The sequence below is a fragment of the Sphaerisporangium corydalis genome (assembly GCF_025506355.1).
Classification (GTDB): Bacteria; Actinomycetota; Actinomycetes; order Streptosporangiales; family Streptosporangiaceae; genus Sphaerisporangium; species Sphaerisporangium corydalis.
In genome coordinates, this window is the sequence record NZ_JANZYP010000002.1 from 93,554 (window position 1) to 112,884 (window position 19,331).

General features: G+C 69.0%; 17 protein-coding genes. 12 read left to right on the forward strand and 5 right to left on the reverse strand.

Going from position 1 to position 19,331, the window contains the following annotated elements; genetic code table 11:
* The first annotated feature begins 116 nt into the window (after window positions 1–116).
* The 4 genes from NYZ98_RS01970 to NYZ98_RS01985 are packed head-to-tail and all read left to right on the forward strand — an operon-like array spanning window position 117 to window position 4,737.
* Window positions 117–1,583 (forward strand): ABC transporter substrate-binding protein, encoded by a 1,467-nt coding sequence (locus tag NYZ98_RS01970; RefSeq protein WP_262840687.1) that lies wholly within the window; start codon window positions 117–119, stop codon window positions 1,581–1,583.
* Window positions 1,584–1,588: 5 nt separating this feature from the next.
* Window positions 1,589–2,572 (forward strand): carbohydrate ABC transporter permease, encoded by a 984-nt coding sequence (locus tag NYZ98_RS01975; protein WP_262840688.1) that lies wholly within the window; start codon window positions 1,589–1,591, stop codon window positions 2,570–2,572.
* Complete coding sequence (locus tag NYZ98_RS01980; RefSeq protein WP_262840689.1) at window positions 2,569–3,435, forward strand: carbohydrate ABC transporter permease; 867 nt, start codon at window positions 2,569–2,571, stop codon at window positions 3,433–3,435. Before NYZ98_RS01975 ends, NYZ98_RS01980 begins: the two co-directional genes overlap by 4 nt.
* An 18-nt stretch (window positions 3,436–3,453) precedes the next feature.
* On the forward strand, window positions 3,454–4,737 hold the full coding sequence (locus tag NYZ98_RS01985; protein ID WP_262840690.1) for a Gfo/Idh/MocA family oxidoreductase: 1,284 nt from the start codon (window positions 3,454–3,456) through the stop codon (window positions 4,735–4,737).
* A 120-nt stretch (window positions 4,738–4,857) separates the two neighbouring features.
* Here NYZ98_RS01985 and NYZ98_RS01990 read toward each other — a convergent pair whose 3' ends face one another.
* Entirely contained in the window at window positions 4,858–5,262 is a 405-nt protein-coding gene (locus NYZ98_RS01990; RefSeq protein ID WP_262840691.1) for a MarR family winged helix-turn-helix transcriptional regulator, read from the reverse strand.
* Between the two features lie 111 nt (window positions 5,263–5,373).
* Between NYZ98_RS01990 and NYZ98_RS01995 the strand changes: the two genes are divergently transcribed.
* The 5 genes from NYZ98_RS01995 to NYZ98_RS02015 all read left to right on the forward strand — a co-directional run bounded on the left by NYZ98_RS01995 (window position 5,374) and on the right by NYZ98_RS02015 (window position 12,505).
* A complete protein-coding gene (locus NYZ98_RS01995) occupies window positions 5,374–5,805 on the forward strand; it encodes a MarR family winged helix-turn-helix transcriptional regulator (RefSeq protein WP_262840692.1) in 432 nt (143 codons plus the stop codon).
* 818 nt (window positions 5,806–6,623) lie between these two features.
* On the forward strand, window positions 6,624–8,753 hold the full coding sequence (locus NYZ98_RS02000; RefSeq protein WP_262840693.1) for a peroxidase family protein: 2,130 nt from the start codon (window positions 6,624–6,626) through the stop codon (window positions 8,751–8,753).
* Window positions 8,754–9,092: 339 nt separating this feature from the next.
* On the forward strand, window positions 9,093–9,401 hold the full coding sequence (locus NYZ98_RS02005; RefSeq protein WP_262840694.1) for a muconolactone Delta-isomerase family protein: 309 nt from the start codon (window positions 9,093–9,095) through the stop codon (window positions 9,399–9,401).
* Between the two features lie 305 nt (window positions 9,402–9,706).
* On the forward strand, window positions 9,707–11,320 hold the full coding sequence (locus NYZ98_RS02010; protein WP_262840695.1) for an outer membrane protein assembly factor BamB family protein: 1,614 nt from the start codon (window positions 9,707–9,709) through the stop codon (window positions 11,318–11,320).
* Window positions 11,321–11,677: 357 nt separating this feature from the next.
* Window positions 11,678–12,505, forward strand: a complete 828-nt coding sequence (locus tag NYZ98_RS02015; RefSeq protein ID WP_262840696.1) for a class I SAM-dependent methyltransferase — start codon at window positions 11,678–11,680, stop codon at window positions 12,503–12,505.
* A gap of 39 nt (window positions 12,506–12,544) precedes the next feature.
* On the opposite strand, the gene NYZ98_RS02020 is transcribed toward NYZ98_RS02015, so the two are convergent.
* Window positions 12,545–13,192: a response regulator gene (locus NYZ98_RS02020; RefSeq protein WP_262840697.1), complete on the reverse strand. Its 648-nt coding sequence runs from the start codon at window positions 13,190–13,192 to the stop codon at window positions 12,545–12,547.
* Window positions 13,189–14,295, reverse strand: coding sequence for a sensor histidine kinase (locus NYZ98_RS02025; protein ID WP_262840698.1), 1,107 nt, complete (start codon window positions 14,293–14,295; stop codon window positions 13,189–13,191). The genes NYZ98_RS02020 and NYZ98_RS02025 overlap by 4 nt, the downstream gene beginning before the upstream one ends.
* Window positions 14,296–14,405: 110 nt before the next feature.
* On the opposite strand from NYZ98_RS02025, the gene NYZ98_RS02030 reads away from it, so the two are divergent.
* Window positions 14,406–15,557, forward strand: a complete 1,152-nt coding sequence (locus NYZ98_RS02030) for an alpha/beta hydrolase family protein (protein ID WP_262840699.1) — start codon at window positions 14,406–14,408, stop codon at window positions 15,555–15,557.
* A gap of 53 nt (window positions 15,558–15,610) precedes the next feature.
* Here NYZ98_RS02030 and NYZ98_RS02035 read toward each other — a convergent pair whose 3' ends face one another.
* A complete protein-coding gene (locus tag NYZ98_RS02035) occupies window positions 15,611–16,099 on the reverse strand; it encodes a MarR family winged helix-turn-helix transcriptional regulator (protein WP_262840700.1) in 489 nt (162 codons plus the stop codon).
* Window positions 16,100–16,222: 123 nt separating this feature from the next.
* On the opposite strand from NYZ98_RS02035, the gene NYZ98_RS02040 reads away from it, so the two are divergent.
* Window positions 16,223–17,254, forward strand: coding sequence for an LLM class flavin-dependent oxidoreductase (locus NYZ98_RS02040; RefSeq protein WP_262840701.1), 1,032 nt, complete (start codon window positions 16,223–16,225; stop codon window positions 17,252–17,254).
* Between the two features lie 26 nt (window positions 17,255–17,280).
* Entirely contained in the window at window positions 17,281–18,051 is a 771-nt protein-coding gene (locus NYZ98_RS02045) for an NADPH-dependent F420 reductase (protein WP_262840702.1), read from the forward strand.
* 66 nt (window positions 18,052–18,117) lie between these two features.
* On the opposite strand, the gene NYZ98_RS02050 is transcribed toward NYZ98_RS02045, so the two are convergent.
* Window positions 18,118–19,314 carry an NAD(P)/FAD-dependent oxidoreductase gene (locus NYZ98_RS02050; RefSeq protein WP_262840703.1) on the reverse strand — a complete coding sequence of 399 codons (1,197 nt, stop codon included), beginning with the start codon at window positions 19,312–19,314 and terminating at the stop codon, window positions 18,118–18,120.
* Window positions 19,315–19,331 lie beyond the last annotated feature (17 nt).

Below are 19,331 nucleotides of genomic sequence, written 5' to 3' on the forward strand. Positions count from 1 at the left end.
GGACGACGCGCGGCGACGACCGTGGCTCGCCGGCCGGCCTCCCCGCCCGGCGGGCCGCCGACGGGGAGGGCAGGCGCCCTCCCCGTCCACCCCCAGTACATGTGAAAGGAAAGACCGTGTCACCGATCCAGCTCAACCGGCGCCAGCTCCTGCGGGCCGCCGCCACCGCGGGCGGAGCCGCGCTCCTCGCGGGCTGCTCGACCCCCGGCGACAAGACCACCGGCGGCGCGACGACCGCCGCGACCCTCGCGTACTGGGACTGGTACGTGAGCCAGGCGCCGTGGGTGCAGAACGAGATCAAGCTGTTCCAGAAGGCCCACTCCGGGATCGCGATCAAGAAGACCACGCAGGTCACCGACAAGTACCCCGACCTCATGGCGCTGGCCGTCCGCAGCGGGACCGCCCCCGACGTCTTCCTGCTGCCGAAGGCCCCCAAGCTGGAGGACCAGGTCAGCCAGGGCTGGCTGACGCCGCTGGACAAGTGGGCCACCCCCGCCTGGCAGGCGCGGTTCCCCGAGGGCAGCTTCGTCGAGGGCGTCAACGTCTTCGACGGGAAGATCTACTCCGCCCCGTTCAGCGCGCTGGCGCCCTCGCTCCAGCTCTACATCCACCACGGGGTGTTCAAGGAGGCGGGCCTGGTCAACCCCGACGGGACCGTCTTCGTGCCCAAGACGTGGGACGACATCACCCGCGCCGCTGAGGCGATCGCCACCAAGAGCGGCGGGAAGGTCTTCGGCCTCGGGTTCGGCAACGCCCAGAAGGGCGCGCTGCCCTGGCTGATCGAGCTGTTCTGCCGTGGCGCGGGCTCGCCGGGCGGCACCCAGTCCGTCGACTACCGCACGGGGAAGTGGACCTACGGCACCGACCGGAACTACGCCGACTTCCTCACGCTCCTTCTCGACTGGAAGAAGCGGAACTTCATCTACCCCAGCTCGATGAGCATCTCCGACGAGCAGGCCAGGGCCTACTTCGCCAAGGGCAGGTTCGGCATGATCGTCGGCGGGGTGTGGAACCAGCCAGCGTGGGAGGAGGGCGGGTTCACCGACTACAGCCTCGTGACACTGCCGTCGCCCACCGGAACACCGCAGGCGTTCTTCTACGGATTCCCCGGCGGCTACCTCGGAGCGATCTCCGCCAAGGCCAAGCACCCCGACGACGCGTGGGCGTGGCTCGACTGGTTCTACAGCAAGGAGGCCGGCAAGCGCTGGGTCGAGGGGGGCTACGGGTTGTCGATCTACCCGGACAACAACGACCCGGCGGCCGTGACCTCGCCGACGTTCAAGCAGTACGTCGCCATGGCCGGCACGGCCATCAACGGCCCGGTGCCCGCGATCCGCAACCCGGACATCGCCAAGGTCGAGGTCGCGCCCGCCCAGCCGGACATCCCCGACGTCGCGGCCGGGATCTACACCGGCCAGCTCAAGGACGTGCCCAAGGCGCTGAAGGAGCTTGAGGACCGGCTCAACGACGCCCTGAGCACGGCCGTCGCCAAGGCCAAGGGCCAGGGCCTCAAGGTGAGCATGGCCGATTACGCCTTCGCCGACTGGGATCCGGCCAAGCCCTACACGACCAAGCGCGGATAGCGGTCATGGCCGACACCGAGCTGGTGCTCTTGGGGTCGCGCCGCGCGAGGCAGGGGCGCCGGTCCCCGCTGCGCCGCAGGATCGCCGGAGCACGCTGGTCCTACGTGTACGTCCTGCCGATGCTGGTGCTGCTGGCGGCGTTCGTGGTCTATCCGATCATCGCGTCGCTCGGCTACACGTTCTACCGGTGGGACGGAATCGGCGATCCCACGGAATTCGTGGGGCTGGACAATTTCCTCAAGGTCATGAAGGACTTCATCTTCTGGAAGGCACTGCGCAACACATTCCTCTACGTGGTCATCGTGGTGCCGCTCCAGCTCGTCATCGCACTCGCGCTGGCGCTGGTCCTGAACAATCCACGGCTGCGACTGAGAAACCTCTACCGGACGCTTTTCTTTCTTCCGGTGGTGACGTCGGCGGCGGTGATCGCCGTGGTCGTGCAACTGCTCTTCTCGAATTTCGGCGACGTCGTCAACGACGTGCTGATGTCGCTCGGGATCACCAACACCTATATCGACTGGCTCGGCGACCCCACCTTCGCGATGATCATCATCATGGGCGTCGGGGTGTGGCACACGCTGGGCTACAACCTGGTGTACTTCCTGGCCGGCCTCCAGACGATCCCCGGCGAGCTGTACGAGGCGGCGAAGCTCGACGGTGCCGGTGCGATCGCGAGCTTCCGCTACATCACCGTGCCCATGCTGCGGTCGGTGGGCGTCGTCATCCTGCTGCTGTCGATCATCGGTTCTTTCCAGATCTTCGACCTCGTGCAGGTCCTCACCAACGGCGGCCCGTACTTCGCCACCGAGGTCGTGAACACCTACATCTACCACCTGGCGTTCGGCGGAGCCTCCTCCACCGCGGTCCAGCCGGACGTCGGCCTCGCGTCGGCGGCCTCGTTCTTCTACGGGCTGCTGCTCATCGTCTTCGCCGTCGTCCAGGCCGTGTTCCTGCGCACGCTGGTCAGCCGAAGGGGAGGCCGCGCATGACCGCCATCGCCGGGCGCCGGAGACCGCTGACCTCGGCCGCCACGCGCCGAGGGCCCTGGGTGACGCACCTGCTGCTCCTCCTCGGCGGCATCGCCTGGCTGTACCCGTTCGCGTGGACGCTGGGCAGCTCCCTGAAGAGCACCGACGAGTTCTTCGGCCGCGGGCTCAACCCGCTGCCCGGATCACCCCTGTGGTCCAACTACGCGGAGGCCTGGCAGGGCGCGTCCTTCGGCGCGTACTTCCTCAACACCGTCTTCATCACCGTCGCCACCGTGGTCATCACCCTGCTGGTCACCGCGACCGCGGGGTACGTCCTTGCCCGGACGCACTTCCCCGGCAAGGCGCTGGTCCTGGTCGTGGTCGCCGCGACGGTGTTCCTGCCGCACGGCTACACCATCATCCCGATCTTCGACATCATGCGGGGACTCGGGCTGCTCAACAGCCTCTGGTCGATCATCATCGTCCAGGCGTCCGGCGGGGTCGTGTTCGGGACGTTCCTGTTCATGGGCTACTTCCGGGCGATCGACCGCTCCCTGGAGGACGCCGCGCGGGTGGACGGGGCGAACTTCCACCAGATCTTCTGGCGGATCATGCTGCCGCTGTCCGGGCCGATGCTCGCGACCGTGGGCCTGTTCACCGCGATCTCGGCGTGGAACAGCTTCTTCATCCCGCTGGTGTTCACCCTGGCCCGCCCGGAACTACGCACCCTGGGCGTCGGGATGTACGCCTTCATCGGCGAGAACTCCACCGACTGGACCCTGCTGTGCGCCGGGTCGGTCATCACCCTCGCACCCATCATCGCCATTTTCCTGGTGCTGCAGAGATTCTTCATCAACGGACTCGCCGGCGCCGTCAAACAATGACTCAGAAGGGGCCCGACCATGCCCAACCCCCTGCGGGCCGCGATCGTCGGCACCGGCCAGCGCGCCCAGCTGTTCACCCGGGGCCTGGCCCAGCGGGAGCACATCGACCTGGTCGCGCTCTGCGACCCCAGCAAGACCCGCATGGCGGTGCACAACGGCATCATCACCGAGCTCGGCCGCCCGCCCGCCGCCACACGGCACCCTGACGAGTTCGCCGACCTCGTACGCGACCTCGACATCGTGGTCGTGACGACGGTCGACGCTCTACACGACGCTTACATCGTCCCCGCGCTCGAGGCCGGCTGCCGCGTGGTCACCGAGAAGCCGATGACGACCAGCGCCGAAGGCTGCCGGCGGATCCTCGCAGCCGTGGACCGCACCGGCTCGAACCTCACGGTCGCCTTCAACTACCGGTTCAACCCCGTCCACGAGCGGGTCCGGCAGCTCCTGAGTACCGGGGAGATCGGCGAGGTGCTCTCGGTGCACTTCGAGTGGCTGCTGGACGTACGGCACGGCGCCGACTACTTCCGCCGCTGGCACCGCGACAAGGCCAGCAGCGGCGGGCTCATGGTGCACAAGTCCGGCCACCACTTCGACCTGGTCAACTGGTGGCTCGGCACCGTGCCGAGCAGGGTGTACGGGCAGGGACGGCTGGGCTTCTACGGCGCGACCGGCGGGCGGCGTGCCGGGCACGCGCGCGACTACGAGCGCGCGTACGGGGCGCCCGAGGCGGCCGACGACCCGTTCGCCCTCGACCTGGCGGCGAACGACCAGCTCAGGGAGCTCTACCTGAACGCCGAGCACGAGGACGGCTACCTGCGCGACCGCAACGTCTTCGGCGACGGCATCACCATCGAGGACGACATGGCGGTCCTGGTGACGTACGCGAGCGGGGCCACCATGACCTACCACCTCACGGCCTACGCGCCGTGGGAGGGATACCGGGTGATGTTCAACGGCACCCGGGGGCGGCTGGAACTGGAGGTCGACGAGACCCAGTGGGCCGCTCCGCGCGCGGGCGTGTCCGCGGCCACCGGAGCGCTGCACGGGGACGTCGCCCTGCCCAACGCCGGCGGGGCACGGATCCGCGTCCGCCCCCTGTGGTCGCCGCCGCAGGACATTCCGGTGACGGTGGTCCACGAGGGGCACGGCGGGGCGGACGAGCGCATGCTGGCCGCCATGTTCGACGGCACCCCTTCTCCCGTGGAACTCGCCGACGAACGCGACGGCGCCCACGCCCTGAAGATCGGCCTGGCCGCCAACCACTCCTTCCTCACCGGGGAACCCGTCTCCCTCTCCTGACCAGGAACCTTCGCACGAGACGTCGCGACCGCTCACTGTGAACGGGAAACAAACGTCTCCTGACCAGGAACCTTCCGCACGAGACATCGCCACCGCTCACTTTGAACGGGGAACCGACCTCTACTTCGCTTTGAGTTCCGTGAGCAGGCGCAGCAACGAGGCGCGCAGCGCCTCCAGTTCCTCCGGGCTCGTCAGCTGCGCCCAGCGCTCCTCGACGCGCTCGGCCGTCCCGTGCGTCACCGGTTTGACGGAGGCGCCGCGCCCGGTGGGGAACACCAGCCGGGAGCGGCGGTCCCCAGGGTTCGGCCGGCGCTCCACGTACCCGAGGCGCTCGAGCTGCTCGACCGCCTCGGCCATCGTCTGCTTGCGCACCCGGGCGTGCGCGGCGAGTTCCGACACGCTGATGCCCTCCGCCGACAGGAACGGGAACACGTTCGCGTGCGCGGGCCGCAGGTCGCCGAAACCCGCCTCGTTCAGCGCCACATCGATGTCCTGGGCGTAGTGCTGGTACAGCAGCCGGAGCAAAAGCCCTATCAGCGGGCGTGTAGGGAGGTCTGCATCCATAATATAGACAGGGCCCTGTCTAGTCGATACATTGGTCAGGAACCTGTCGATCCTACGAGAGCGGACCCCGCCATGACCACACCGCAGATCGCCTTCGGCCCGGCCCTCGCCTTCGCCGAGCGGACGCTGACCGCCGTCCTGCGCCGGCACCTCGCCGAGCGCCGGACCACACCCGAGACCTGGTACGCCCTGCAACTGATCGCCATGCGCGGCCCGAGGCTGTCCCGCGAAGCACTGAGCCACGACCTCGCGGACTCACGTTCCCTGGACACCGAGTCGACGCGCGAACTCCTCACCCGGCTCGAGACCGAAGGCCTGATCAGCGGCGACGAGGAGCTCTCCCTGACGCCCGAGGGAGAGACCCTCCATCGCAGCCTGCGCGAGTTCGTCACCACCCCGACGGCCGAGCTCCTGAGCCGATTCGACCCCGACGACATCGCCACGACCGTACGCACCCTCCAAGCGATCACCCAACAGGCCACGAAGGACCTCACCTCCAACTGACCACCCGCGCTTTACTTCGCAATCGCTCGGGACGGCAAGCCGCCGGGCCCACTCGGTATTGATGCCTGGTCGCCGGCGAATCGCTGAATACACTGCCGGTGACGCCATAACCGCCACCAGTGATGACGGTTAGACCACATAAAGCGAACGAAGGTTAGGTTTACCTTTGACGGAGGCCGGTTTCGGCGTCGCTTCCGATGCGGCGTGAGCCGTCCGGAAAAGAGTCCGCGAAACGCGGCGCGGTGCGTGTGAGCAGGGAAGCGACGGGTCGGTGCCCGGCGCTTCCTCGCGTTTCAACGGCCTTTTTCGCCGAGTTTGTCAAGGTCTTGACTAATCGGTTTCGGCTGTTGATAGTGAACAGGAGGGCGCCCTCCTCTAACGGCCCGATCCCGGCTGTGCCGGTGGTCGGTCATCTCCTGAGGGAGAAACCATGGAACAACGCAGGTTCGAGGCCGCCATTTCCATTCTCTGCCGCCGCCGGAACCACCACATATAAGGACCAGCGCGGGTGAGGAGCCCATGATGGTCCAACCCCCGCCGCCGCTCGGCATCGGCGGAGGTGCCGGCGTGCCCGCCGGCAATCCCTGAACAGATGAGTGCGAGCGCCCTGACCGCGCGTTCCTGCGCCCTCGTCCAGTAATCCACGCCTGCCACGATCGACGTCGTCCCCCTCGGCGCCGGTCGTCGCCTGCGCGGATCGGCGCGTTCGCGATCGGCCATGCCCCCTACCGGCGCCTGCGATCTCTCTGCTCCTTGAGCTCGCGGCGGCGGGACCGGCGCTGCGCGCATCTTTCCCATCTCCAGCAGGGAGTTCGTCCATGCGACCGGTTCTTCCCTCGACGAGCCGCCGTTCCCGGCCCGCCGTCCGCGTCCATCGCCGCCGTATCCCGTACCGCGTTCCTCGTCACCGCGTACCCGTCGTCCTGTCGGGGCTCGCGCTGCTGCTCGGCTCGATCGTGGCCACGAGTACCCCGGCCACCTCGGCGGTCGCCGCCGGTCCGATCCTCGGCACCTGGGAGGCCGAAAGCCTCGACGGCACCGGGAACAACCCGTTCTCGTCGTCCCTGGGCAGCGTCGGCACCAGGTACCTACGGCTGGCTCCTGCTCGGTACGCCGATGGCAGGAGCCAGGTGGTCGCCGGGCCGAACGCGCGACTGGTGTCCAATCGGGTGTTCAACGATACGAATGTGAATGTGTTCTCCGAGCGGGGGGTCACGCAGTGGGGGAACGTGTGGGGTCAGTTCCTGGACCACACCATCGGGTTGCGGCAGGAGAACGGGACCGCGGCCGACATCCCCTTCGATCGCAATGACCCGCTGGAGACCTTCACCAACGACCTCGGTGTCGTGCCGTTCACCCGCACGGCCGCCGCGCCGGGGACCGGGGTGTCCAATGCCCGTCAGCAGGTGAACACGGTCAGTTCCTTCATCGACGCGTGGGCGGTGTACGGCGGGACCGACGCCCGCCTGGACTGGTTACGCGATGGTTCGGTGGACGGCAACCCGGCCAACAACAACGCCACCTTGCTGCTGCCCGGGGGGTATCTGCCTAGGCGTACCAGCCGAGGCAACGCCGCGACCGCGCCCGCCATGCAGGTCGACGGCCGCCTGCTGGGCAACCCCAACAACGCCGCCGTCGCCGGCGACGTCCGCGCCAACGAGAACATCGCACTGACCGCGACCCAGACCCTGTTCGCCCGCGAACACAACCGCATCGTCTCGCTCCTGCCGGCGTCGATGTCACAGGAGGACAAGTTCCAGCTCGCCCGGGTCGTGGTGATCGCCGAACAGCAGTACATCACCTACCACGAGTTCCTCCCGGCGATGGGCGTCACCCTGCCCGCCTACCAGGGCTACGACCCCGGCCTCGACCCCTCGCTCGCCAACGAGTTCGCGACGGTGGGGTACCGCGCCCACAGCCAGATCCACGGCGAGATGGAGTTCGAGACCCAAGCCGCCCGCTACACCCCCGCCACCCTGGCCGCGTTGGAAGCACAAGGGGTCGAGGTCGAGGTCGACGGCGCCGACGTCGACCTCGCCGTCCCCCTCAACGTGGCGTTCTTCAACCCCGACCTGGTCAACCAGATCCAGCTCGGCCCCATGCTGCAGGGCATCGGCGGGGAATCGGAGTACAAGAACGACGAAATGATCGACAACCAGCTGCGCAGCGTGCTGTTCCAGGTCCCCGTGGCCGGCAACCCCGGCTGCCTGGACGGCCCCACCCTGCCGGCCTGCTTCCACGGGGTGGTCGACCTGGGTGCCATCGACCTGCAACGCGGCCGCGACCACGGCATGCCCACCTACAACCAGCTCCGCGCCGCCTACGATCTGCCCGCCAAGAGCTCCTTCACCGCCATCACCGGCGAGAGCACCGACGCCTTTCCCGCCGACCCCCTGCTCACCCCCGGCAACGAGATCAACGACCCCCAAAGCCTCGACATCACCCAGCTGTTCGACATCAACGGCACCCCCACCACCCTTGCGGCCGACAACGCCACCCGCGTCGTCCGCCGCACCACCCTGGCCGCCCGCCTCAAAGCCGTGTACGGCACCGTGGCCAACCTGGACGCCTTCACCGGCATGCTCGCCGAAAAACACGCCACCGGCTCAGAACTCGGCGAACTCCAGCGCGCCATCTGGCGCGACCAGTTCGGCGCCGCACGCGACGGCGACCGGTTCTTCTACCAAAACGACCCCCTGCAGACCACCATCCGTCAGCAATACGGCATCGACTACCGCAAAACCCTGTCCCAGCTCATCGCCCTCAACACCGACATCCCCCCAGCCGACCTCCCCGCCAACGTCTTCCTCCTCCCCACCAGCCCAGCCCTCACCACCCCGCAAACCACCGCCACACCCCTCTCCCCCTCGGCGCCATCCCGGAACACCCGCCTCGACTCAGACGGCTCCAGCACCACCACCCGAACCAGACAGCACACCCCACGCTGACCCCCATCACCCCCCCCATAACCCAAAGCACCGGCCCTGCCACACCAGGGCCGGTGCTTGCTTTCGGGTCGATCGCCTAGAGACGCCGTAGATACGGGCCAGTCTCGATCAATCTGGATAATCGGGACATAACGTAATCGGAGTGGATGTGGTCCCCGTGGCTTGGTGTTTTGCCGGGGCGCGGTGAAACTGGCGTCAGGCCGGTTCGGTTGATCTCCGATTCAGGGGTCGTGAAGGGTTACGCGCACTGGCTCGATGTGCTGTGGCATGGCTGCGAGGAACGCGCCGGATTCCCGCTGGACCCGCGATGACCGTCACGCTCCGAACAAAGGGGTACTCATGCTCTTCTACGTCCAGATGAAGTGGAACCACCAGGGCCGGATCGGCCTCGACGAGCTGTGGGACATCGAGGTGGACGAGGCCGAGCATGTTCTGAAGTCCATCGAGTCCGGGTTCTGCGTGGGCATATGGAAGGTCGCCGCGCAGAAGCGGCTGATCGCGATCGTGGATTCGCCCGACGCCGAGGAACTGGACCGGACCGCGCTCGGACGCCTCCCGATGCGGGAGTACCTCGAATTCGAGGAGATCTGGCCGCTGCGAAGCTACCTCGGGTTCGTCGAAGACGTGCGAAAGGGTTACCACGTGTGACCGAAACCGGGGTCAGGGATCGACGGCGGCACAGGGACGCCGGGAACGCGCCGCCGGATCGGCGGGCTCAGCGTGAAAGAGCCGCCTCCGATTAGGAGCCGGCCGTATCTCACCTATCAACATGTACCGAACTTCGGGCGTCTTCTCGCGGGGCGTGTATCAGGCCGCCCCGAAAGTCGATGCATGCCCGGCCGAATATCGCATTTACGAAGAAGACCGAAATCACCCGCCGGAGGTAGCGTCTGCGCTGAAAGGGGCTGAGGCAGCCCAGCGCTTGGTCATAGGCCAAGAGGAAAGAGATCCACATGCGCCCGAAACAAATCGATCATGGCCGGCTCCTGCGACGACTGACGTTGCCCGCCATCGCGATGAGCGCTGTGCTCATCACCGGCCACTACGCGGTCGGAGTGCCCACCAGGGCCGCCGCGGACGTGACCACCTACTCCGCATCGAAGATCCCCTCCACGTGGACGCAGCCGAACGGCGACAAGGCCGCCACGCGCCGGGTGAGCGGTCCCATCAACTCCCGCTCGGTCTTCAAACTCGGCGTCGCCTGGACCGTGCCGATCAAGGCACCGGCGTCCCCCGACCGCTGGCCCGGCACGTACGCCACGACGCCGGTCGTGGTCGACGGAATCGTGTACACGCAGGACCTCGACGCGAACGTCTACGCCATCGAACTGAAGACCGGCAATGTGCTGTGGACGAAGATGTACGACATGTCCAGCACCGGCCCCAACGGCGTCGCCTACGCGGGCGGCAAGGTCTTCGGCGCCACCACGACGCACGCGTTCGCGCTCGACGCCGCCACCGGCCAGGAAGTGTGGAGCAAGGAACTCGTCCTCAACGAGTTCGAGGGCATCGACATGGCGCCCGCCGTCCACAACGGCACCGTCTACTTCTCCACCGTGCCCGGCAACAACGCCCACTTCCTCGCGGCCTCCGGCCGGGGCGTCCTGTGGGCGCTGGACACCGACACCGGCAGGACGAAGTGGAAGTTCGACACCGTACCGGTCGACCTCTGGGGCAACCCGGAGATGAACGCCGGCGGCGGCCTGTGGTACCCGCCGAGCTTCGACGACAAGGGGAACCTGTACTTCACGGTCGCCAACCCCCTGCCGTTCCTCGGCACGAAGGAACTCCCCTGGGGCTCCAGCCGCCCCGGGCCGAACCTGTACACCAACTCGCTCGTCAAGCTCAACGCCAAGACGGGCAAGCTCATCTGGTACAACCAGGTGCTCCCGCATGATGTCAACGACTGGGACCTCATGTTGCCCCCGCTTCTGACGACCGTGCACGGCAGGCCCGTCGCGCTCAGTTCCGGCAAGATGGGCATCGTCTACATGTTCGATCAGGCGACCGGCAAGCTGTTGTGGAAGACGCCGGTCGGCCTGCACAACGGTCACGACGATGACAACCTGTTCGCGCTGCGCGGCGAGTTCGACAAGCTGCCCTCGCTCCCGGTCACCGTCTACCCGGGTGTGCTCGGCGGTGTCATGGGGCCGCTGGCCGTCGACGACACCACGGTGTACGCCGCGGTGAACAACTTCCCGGTCACCTGGAACACCCAGGAGCCGCCGCCGGACTTCCCGGCCGTCACCACGGGCACCGGTCAGATGTTCGCGCTGGACCTGGCCACCGGCAGGGTGAAGTGGGTGCGCGACTTCGACCACACGCCCTACGGCGCCTCGACCGTCGTCAACGACCTGGTCTTCACCACGACCTTCGACGGCACCATCCACGCGCTGAGCACCAGGACAGGCGAGACGGTCTGGCAGGACACGCTGCCCGCCGCGTCCAACTCGCCCGTCGCCGTCCAGGGCAAGTACGTGCTCGCCGGTGGTGGCTGGCCGATGGAGGACGGCCAGAAGGCCGAGATCATCGCCTACCGCCTCGGCGCGGACGGACCGGCCCGATGACGACCCGGCCGCTGCTCTGACCCGGAGGGCGTACGTTCCTCCCGGACTCGAAAGCGCAGATTCCGGATAAACCGCGTTCAACCGCCGACGCCCCGTCTCCCTTGACCGGAGACGGGGCGTTCTGGCCGCTCATGGTGAGGCCGCCGGATCCCCCCTGCGCGCATCGGGCTCCCCCGGAACGGGCGTCGCCCGATGCCGGCTACTTCCCGCGATGTAGATCGGCCGATTCTCCTGCCGGTGGCGTAGCGGGCGGATACTCCCCTCGCGGGACGTCCGGCGACCTGTGATCGGCCACCATTGCGCGTATGGAAACCGTCGTCAGGTGTTCGCCCCGACCTGACTCACCAGGGAGCGGGCATGACCGATAGCGAGATCGACGGCGCGGCCCTGGACGGGGTGGCGGCCACGTGCCTGTGGACGCTGCGCAACCGCGCCGAGGAGTCGGCACACCCCGGCTCGGCGTTCCACGACCCGCTGGCGGAACTCCTCTACCGCAGGATCGACTACGACTACGAGCGGTTCGGCAAGCCAGGCCAGACCCACCCGATGCGCGCCCTCGCCCTGGACCTCGCCATCCGCGCCTACCTTGACCTGCGTCCCGACGCCACCGTGGTCGCCCTCGGCGAGGGCCTGCAGACCACGTACTGGCGCCTGGGCCGGCCCGGCGTCGACTGGCTGTCGGTGGATCTGCCACCCGTCATCGACGTGCGCACACGCCTGCTCCCGCAGGAGCCGCGCATGACCGCGATCCCGGCCTCGGCGCTGGACCGCTCGTGGATGGACGTCGCCGATCCGGGGCGTGGCGTCTTCATCTCCGCCGAGGGCCTGTTCATGTACTTCGAACGTGACCAGGTGATGTCCCTGATCGCCGACTGCGCCGCGAGGTTCCCCGGCGGGCGGCTGTTCTTCGACTCGATACCCCCGTGGTTCCGGGACAAGACGCTGAAGGGCTACCCCTTGTCGGACCGCTACACCGCGCCGCCCATGCCGTTCAGCATGTCGGTGTCGGAGGCCGCCCGCCTGCCCGCGCGGATCCCTGGCGTGTCCACCGCAGAGGACCTGCAGCCCCCGCTCGGCCGCAGGGCGTGGCGGTCGAGAACGCTGCGGAAGGTCGCGGTCCTGCCCGGCCTGCGCGACCGGCGCCCCTCGATCACCTTGCTGAACTTCGCCGCCGATGGGGGATGAGACACGTCCACCGGCCTGCCACCGCGCACAAGCGATCGCCTAGCCGAGGTCGGCGTCGTGGACCATGATGGCGGCCTGGACCCGGTTCGCCAGTCCGAGTTTGGCCAGTACGCGGCTGACGTGCGTTTTCACCGTGGCCTCCGTCAGGCGTAGCTCACGGCCGATCTCGGCGTTGGACAGCCCCCGGGCCAGCGCCCTGATCACGTCCTCCTCCCTGCCGGTCAACCCGGCGAGCCGCCGGCGCGCGACCTCGGCCCTGGAGGGGGCGCGGGTGGCGTACGAGGCGAGCAGGCGCTTGGTCACCGACGGGGAGAGCATGGCCTGACCGCCGGCCACCGTGCGCACGGCGGCGGCGAGCTCTCGCGGCGGGGTGTCCTTGAGCAGGAATCCGACCGCGCCCAGGCGGAGCGCCTCGTGTACGTACTCGTCCAGGTCGAAGGTCGTCAGCATGACGAGCTTGGGCGGGTCCGGCAGCGAAAGGATCTGGGCGGCGGCGGTCAGGCCGTCCACACCCGGCATGCGCACGTCCATCAGCACGACCTCGGGCCGCAGCCGTCGCACCTCGGCGACCGCCGCACCGCCGTCGCGGGCCTCGCCCACGACCACCACGTCGCCCGCCGCCTCCAGGATCAACCGCAGCCCCGACCTGACGAGCTCCTCGTCGTCCACGACCAGCACTCTGATCACGCCGGGATCCTCGCGTTCACCAGGAAGCCGCCGTCGTCCCTCACGTTGGTGCGCAGCGTACCGCCCAGCAGTTCGACGCGTTCCCGCAGCCCGACCAGCCCCCAGCCCGCGCCGGTCAGCTCATCGCGCGGTGCCTCCGGCGCGTCGTTGCGGACCTCCACCTCCAGCTCGCCGGGCCCGTACCGGATGCGCACGTCCGTGCCGACGTTCCCGGCGTGTTTGTGCACGTTGGTGAGGGCTTCCTGGACCACCCGGTAGACGGTCCGCTCGACGGTCGCCTCCAGTGATCGCGCCTCACCCTCGTCGTGCCTGGTCACGGCTATGCCCAGGGCACGGGACTGGTCGAGCAGCCGATCGAGATCACCGAGCGTGGGCGGCGGCCGCACCTCCCGTACGGGCGAGCGCAGCACGCCGAGGATCTCGCGCAGGTTCCCCAGCGCCTCACGGCCGATCCCGCCGATCAGCGCGGCGGCCTGGACCGTTTCCTCGTCGGCCGCCCGCACCTCCAGCGCGCCCGCGTGCAGCACGATCAGCGAGACGCGGTGTGCGACCACATCGTGCATCTCCCGTGCGATCCGGGCCCGCTCCTGACCTCTGGCCTGCTCGGCCCGCATGACCTGCTCGTGTTCCAGCCGTTCCGCCCGCTCCCCGGCCGCCTCCAGCACCTCGCGTCTGGCCCGGACCCAGAGCCCCAGGGCCAGCGGCAGCACCATGGTGGCGAGCGCCGTCAACGCGGCGTTGCTCAGGGTGGCGGTCATCATCTCCCGCAGCCCGCCCTCGTACACGCCCACCGCCGCGGCGGCCCCGCACACGCCCAGGCAGCCGCCGAGGTACGCGGCGATGCCGCTACGCCTGCTCAATGTCAGGCCCGCGTGGTACGAGGCGACCAGAAGCGGCGGCCACATCGCCAGCCAGACGTACCCGATCGCGCCCACCGCGGCCAGTTCCCACCACGACCACCGCACCCGCCAGGCGGCCAGGCCCGCGACGGCGGCGACCGTGATCAGTACCGGAAGCGGCAGGCTCGACGGCACCCCCGCCTGTCCCTGGACCACGAACAGCGAGACCGCGAACACACCTCCGCCGAGCAGGACGAATCGCACGCTCCCCAGCGTATGAGGAGGCCGGAAAGGAGGTGTACGACGAAAGTAGTACAAGCCAAACGACGATCGGGCCATCTCACCCGGCGTACCGGTGCCCGAGCGTGGGCCTCATGCGAAGAACCCTTGCCATGGCGTCGTTGATCGCCCTGACCGCCCTGACCGGCACCACCCAGGCTCAAGCCCACACCGCCGCCAGTACCGGCGCCACCCAAGCCCGAACCGCCGCTGATACCGGCGCCACCCAAGCCCAAGCCCAAGCCCCCGCTCCGGCCCTTCCGAAGCCGACCGGCTCCGCGCCCGTCGGCACGACCAGGCTTCACCTGGTCGACGCGAGCCGCCCCGACCCGTGGAATCCCGAGGCGACCGAACGCGAGCTCATGGTCTCGCTCTGGTACCCGGCGAAGAGGCCCACGGGCAGGCCCGCGCCCTACATGACGCCCCAGGAGTCGGCCGCGGTCCTGAAAAACTTCCCGGACGTCGCTCCCGACGCGGCCACCAAGGTCAGGACGTACGCCGGTCTCGGCGCCCCGGTCAAAGCGGGCAGGCTGCCCCTGGTCATCATGTCGCCCGGTTTCTCCTTCCCGCGCGCCACCGTGACCTCGCTGGCCGAGGACCTCGCCAGCAGGGGGTACCTGGTGGCGGGGGTAGAGCACACGTACGAGTCGGTCGCCACCACGTTCCCCGACGGCAGGACCACCTCGTGCCTGGCCTGCGTGAAGGGTCAGGACGGCGCCAAGGTGGCCGCCAGCCGGGTGAAGGACGTGCGATTCGTCCTCGGCGAACTGACCAAGGGCCGCTGGGGACGGGCGATCGACCGCTCGAAGATCGCCATGGTGGGCCATTCCATGGGAGGGTACGCCACCGCCCAGACCATGCTCGCCGACCCCCGGATCAGGGCCGGCGTCAACCTGGACGGCACCTTCAAGCTGGAGCAGCCGCTCGACCGGCCGTTCATGCTGTTCGGGGCGCCGGCGTCGCACACACCGGACGGCACCGACCGGTCCTGGCGGACGGCCTGGCCGAACCTGACGGGCTGGAAGCGCTGGGTGACCGTGGCCGGGACCGATCACTCGGCCTTCGTCGACTACGCCGTGGTCCGGCCACAGCTCGGCATTCCGGCGCAGGAGCTCGACGGCGAGCGGGCGTTGCGGATCACCCGCGCCTACCTGGCCGCCTTCCTCGACCGGCACCTTCTCGGCAAGCGCACGCCGGTCGGGACCTACCCCGAGGTCACCGACCACTCGCGGGAGGTGGCTTCATAGCGCCTCCTGCGGAGCCCGCTGCCGCCTGCGTGCGGCAGCGGGCTCCCGCATTCTCACATGTCGCGAGATGAACGAAGATGCGCGCGGAGCGTCGCGGCGACCTCGCCTGTCGTGGCGAGCTGGTCCGGCGTGAGCGCGTCGACGAAGAGCTCGCGGACGGCACGCAGATGCGGCACGGTGGCTCGGTGGAACGCCTCGGCGCCGGTGGGGGTGAGCACGATCTCGGCGCCGCGGTTGTCGGTGGCGCAGTCGTCGCGGCGGATGAGCGCGCGCTTCTCCATGCGGCCGAGGTGGTGGGACAGCCGGCTGCGGTCCCATCGGATGTGCGCCGCGAGTTCGGACGAGCGCATCCGCTCGTCGCGGGCCTCGCTGAGGGCGAGCAGCACCGAGTAGTCGCCGGGCGACAGCGCGGACTCGCTCTGCAGCCGTGAGGTGAGCACGGACCTGAGGGCCTCCGTGGTCTCGATGAAGTCGCGCCAGATCCGCAGCTCCTCCGTGGTCGGAAGCTGCCGTCTGCGCTGCTGAGGTGTGTCCCTTGTCATCCCGCCTCCAGTTGACATGTCAATCATATCGTGGCACATAATTGACATGTCAACCAGATGGGTCACTACACGGCCGCGAGGTCGCCCCGCGCGTACGGGAACTACTCACCACGGAGCCCAGCAATGTCTGAAGTCCTGTTCGGCCTCGACACCTTCGGCGACGTCCCTGAGGACGACTCCGGCCGGCCGATCTCCTACGCCGCCGCGATCCGGCAGGTCGTCGACGAGGCGGTGCTGGCCGACGACCTCGGCGTCGACGCCATCGCCGTCGGCGAGCACCACCGGCCCGAGTACTCGGTGTCGACCCCGGAGACCGTGCTCGCCGGCATCGCCACGCGCACCTCACGCATCCGCCTCGGCTCCGGTGTGACCGTGCTGAGCTCGGACGATCCGGTCCGGGTGTTCCAGCGCTTCGCCACCGTGGACGCGCTGTCTAACGGCCGGGCCGAGGTCATCCTCGGACGCGGCTCGTTCACCGAGTCCTTCCCGCTGTTCGGCTACGACCTGGCCGACTACGACGTGCTGTTCGAGGAGAAGATCGAGCTCTTCGTCTCGCTGCTCGACGAGCGGCCGGTCACCTGGAGCGGCACCGTGCGCGCCCCGCTCGACCACGCCGACGTCTATCCGAAGACCGAGTCGGGGCGCCTCACCACCTGGGTGGGCGTCGGCGGTTCGCCGCAGTCGGTCGTGCGCACCGCACGGTATGACCTGCCGCTCATGCTCGCGATCATCGGCGGCCGGCCCGAGCGCTTCGCGCCCTACATCGACCTGTACCGGCGAGCCGCCGACCAGTTCGGCACGACCGCGCATCCGGTCGGGATGCACTCGCCGGGCTTCATCGCCGACACCGACGAGGAGGCCAAGGAGGTGTTCTGGCCGCACTACCGGGTCATCCGCGACCGGATCGGCGCCCTGCGCGGCTGGCCGCCCATCCGGCGCGAGGAGTTCGACGCCGATGTCGAGCACGGGTCCCTCTACATCGGCTCACCGCAGACCGTCGCCCACAAGATCGCCCGTACGATCCGCACGCTCGGCGTCGGCCGGTTCGACCTCATCTACACCGCGGGAGCCCAGCCGGTCAGCGCCCGCCTGCGCGCCGTCGAGCTCTACGGCACGAAGGTGATCCCCATGGTCCGCGACATCCTCGCCACCTGACCCCCACGAACCCGGACGGACCGACCATGACCGACACCACCCGAACGCTCGGCATCCTCGGCGCCGGCAAGCTGGGCACCGTGCTCGCCCGGCTCGCCCTGGCCGCCGGCTACGAGGTGCTCATCGCCGGCTCCGGCGACCCCGCGAAAATCGCGCTCACGATCGACGTCCTCACCCCCGGAGCGGTCGCCACGACCGCCGCCGACGCCGCGGCGCGTGCCGACGTCGTCATCCTCGCCCTCCCGCTCGGCAAGTACCGCGCCATTCCCGCGGACGCGCTGCGCGGCAAGCTCGTCATCGACGCCATGAACTACTGGTGGGAGGTGGACGGCATCCGGGACGACCTCACCGACCCGCGCACCTCCACCAGCGAGATCGTCCAGGCGTTCCTTCCCGGCTCCCGTGTCGTCAAGGCCTTCAACCATGTGGGCTACCACGACATCGAGGACGAAGCCCGTCCCAGCGGAGAATCCGGCCGCACAGCGGTCGCGATCGCCGGCGACGACCCCACCGACCTCGCCGAAGCCGCCTCTCTCGTCGACGCCCTCGGCTTCGACCCGATCATCGCCGGCCCGCTGGCCGAAGGTATCCGCTTCGAACCGGGCACCGAGCTCTTCGGCGCCGACGTGGACGCCGGCGAGGTCCGGACCAGGCTCGACCGGTTCACGGAAACGGAACGTGGGCTGGCCATCGCCCGCGCCCGTGCCGAGCCGCCGGGACCGAAGGCTCCGCCGCGGGACAGGCCCGGCCGCCCATCCTTGGCCGTACCGCGGACGATCGCTCCACGACTCCCATGACCAGTGACTGAGCGGCGGCGTTCGTACGCGATCAGGTCGCCGGGCGGGGGCTTCATGGTTGCTGCTCTACGCCGGCTCCTTGACGGCCGCGCCCTCACCGACCCGCTCCCGCATGACGCGGCGGCGCCGGGCCGGCAGCCCGAGCGTCGGGTTGGCGACGCTCCAGACGGCGCCCTTGCAGACCAGCTCCTTGTACACGGCGGCGAGCCGTCCGGTCAGTACCGCCCGCACGGCGCGGTCGTCGGCGGTGACGTACTGGATCAACCCTTCCTTGCGGCCCAGTGAGATGCACTGGTTGAAGTAGCGAATCGGAGCGTTCGGCAGCTTGTGACCGGTCAAGCGTGCCGCGATCGCGTCGGCGGCCTGCCACGCGACCGGAATTCCCGAGGCGCACGACATCCGCAACGGCTTGTCCCCGGGACCGATCACCATGGCCGCGTCGCCGACGACGTACACCTCCGGGTGCGAAACCGAGCGCATGGTCCCGTCGACCACGATCTGGCCGGCGCCGGTGACCTCCAGGGTGGTCGCCTTCGCGATCGGGTGGACCGCGAAACCGGCGGTCCACACGGTGACCTCGGCCGGGACGGGCTCGCCGTCGGCGATGGAGACGCGGTCGGCTTCGACACCGACGACGGCGGCGTGCTCGTGCACGGTGATCCCAAGCCTGCCGAAGACCTTCCGCAGGTGGTCGCGCCCCTTGGGCGAGAGCCAGTCGCCGAGGCCGCCGCGGGCGACGAGGGCGACGTCGAGGTCCGGGCGGGTCTCGGCGATCTCGGCCGTGGCCTCCAGACCGGTGAGGCCGGCGCCGACGACGACCACGGTCCGCCCGGCGTCGAGGCCGGCCAGGCGCTCGCGCAGCCGGCCTGCTCCGGGCCGGCCGGCGATCTCATAGGCGTGCTCGGCGGTCCCCGGCACGCCTTGGCTGTTCCAGCCGCTGCCGAGGGCGTAGACGAGCGTGTCGTAGGCGAGTTCTTCGGCGCCGTCCGCGTCGACGACGGCGACGGTCCTGCGGTCGACGTCGACACCGGTGACCTTCGCGAGCCTCATGTGGACGCCGCTGCCCGCGAACATCTCGTTGAACGGCCGGGGTTCGAGGTCCTGGCCGGCCGCCAGCTGGTGCATGCGGACGCGTTCGACGAAGTCGGGCTCGGCGTTGACGAGGGTGATGGCGACGTCCTCGCGGCGGAGCCGCTTCGCGAGACGGCCGGCGGCGATGGCTCCGGTGTATCCGGCTCCGAGGACGATGATGCGGTGCCGCATGTCCCTGCTCCTGTCTT

Excerpts from the sequence above, each read along its gene's own strand:
- NYZ98_RS01975 (WP_262840688.1), top strand. The coding sequence starts at position 1,589 with ATGGCCGACACCGAGCTGGTGCTCTTGGGGTCGCGCCGCGCGAGGCAG.
- NYZ98_RS01980 (WP_262840689.1), top strand. The coding sequence starts at position 2,569 with ATGACCGCCATCGCCGGGCGCCGGAGACCGCTGACCTCGGCCGCCACG.
- NYZ98_RS01985 (WP_262840690.1), top strand. The coding sequence starts at position 3,454 with ATGCCCAACCCCCTGCGGGCCGCGATCGTCGGCACCGGCCAGCGCGCC.
- NYZ98_RS01995 (WP_262840692.1), top strand. The coding sequence starts at position 5,374 with ATGACCACACCGCAGATCGCCTTCGGCCCGGCCCTCGCCTTCGCCGAG.
- NYZ98_RS02000 (WP_262840693.1), top strand. The coding sequence starts at position 6,624 with ATGCGACCGGTTCTTCCCTCGACGAGCCGCCGTTCCCGGCCCGCCGTC.
- NYZ98_RS02005 (WP_262840694.1), top strand. The coding sequence starts at position 9,093 with ATGCTCTTCTACGTCCAGATGAAGTGGAACCACCAGGGCCGGATCGGC.
- NYZ98_RS02010 (WP_262840695.1), top strand. The coding sequence starts at position 9,707 with ATGCGCCCGAAACAAATCGATCATGGCCGGCTCCTGCGACGACTGACG.
- NYZ98_RS02015 (WP_262840696.1), top strand. The coding sequence starts at position 11,678 with ATGACCGATAGCGAGATCGACGGCGCGGCCCTGGACGGGGTGGCGGCC.
- NYZ98_RS02030 (WP_262840699.1), top strand. The coding sequence starts at position 14,406 with ATGCGAAGAACCCTTGCCATGGCGTCGTTGATCGCCCTGACCGCCCTG.
- NYZ98_RS02035 (WP_262840700.1), bottom strand. The coding sequence starts at position 16,099 with ATGACAAGGGACACACCTCAGCAGCGCAGACGGCAGCTTCCGACCACG.
- NYZ98_RS02040 (WP_262840701.1), top strand. The coding sequence starts at position 16,223 with ATGTCTGAAGTCCTGTTCGGCCTCGACACCTTCGGCGACGTCCCTGAG.
- NYZ98_RS02045 (WP_262840702.1), top strand. The coding sequence starts at position 17,281 with ATGACCGACACCACCCGAACGCTCGGCATCCTCGGCGCCGGCAAGCTG.
- NYZ98_RS02050 (WP_262840703.1), bottom strand. The coding sequence starts at position 19,314 with ATGCGGCACCGCATCATCGTCCTCGGAGCCGGATACACCGGAGCCATC.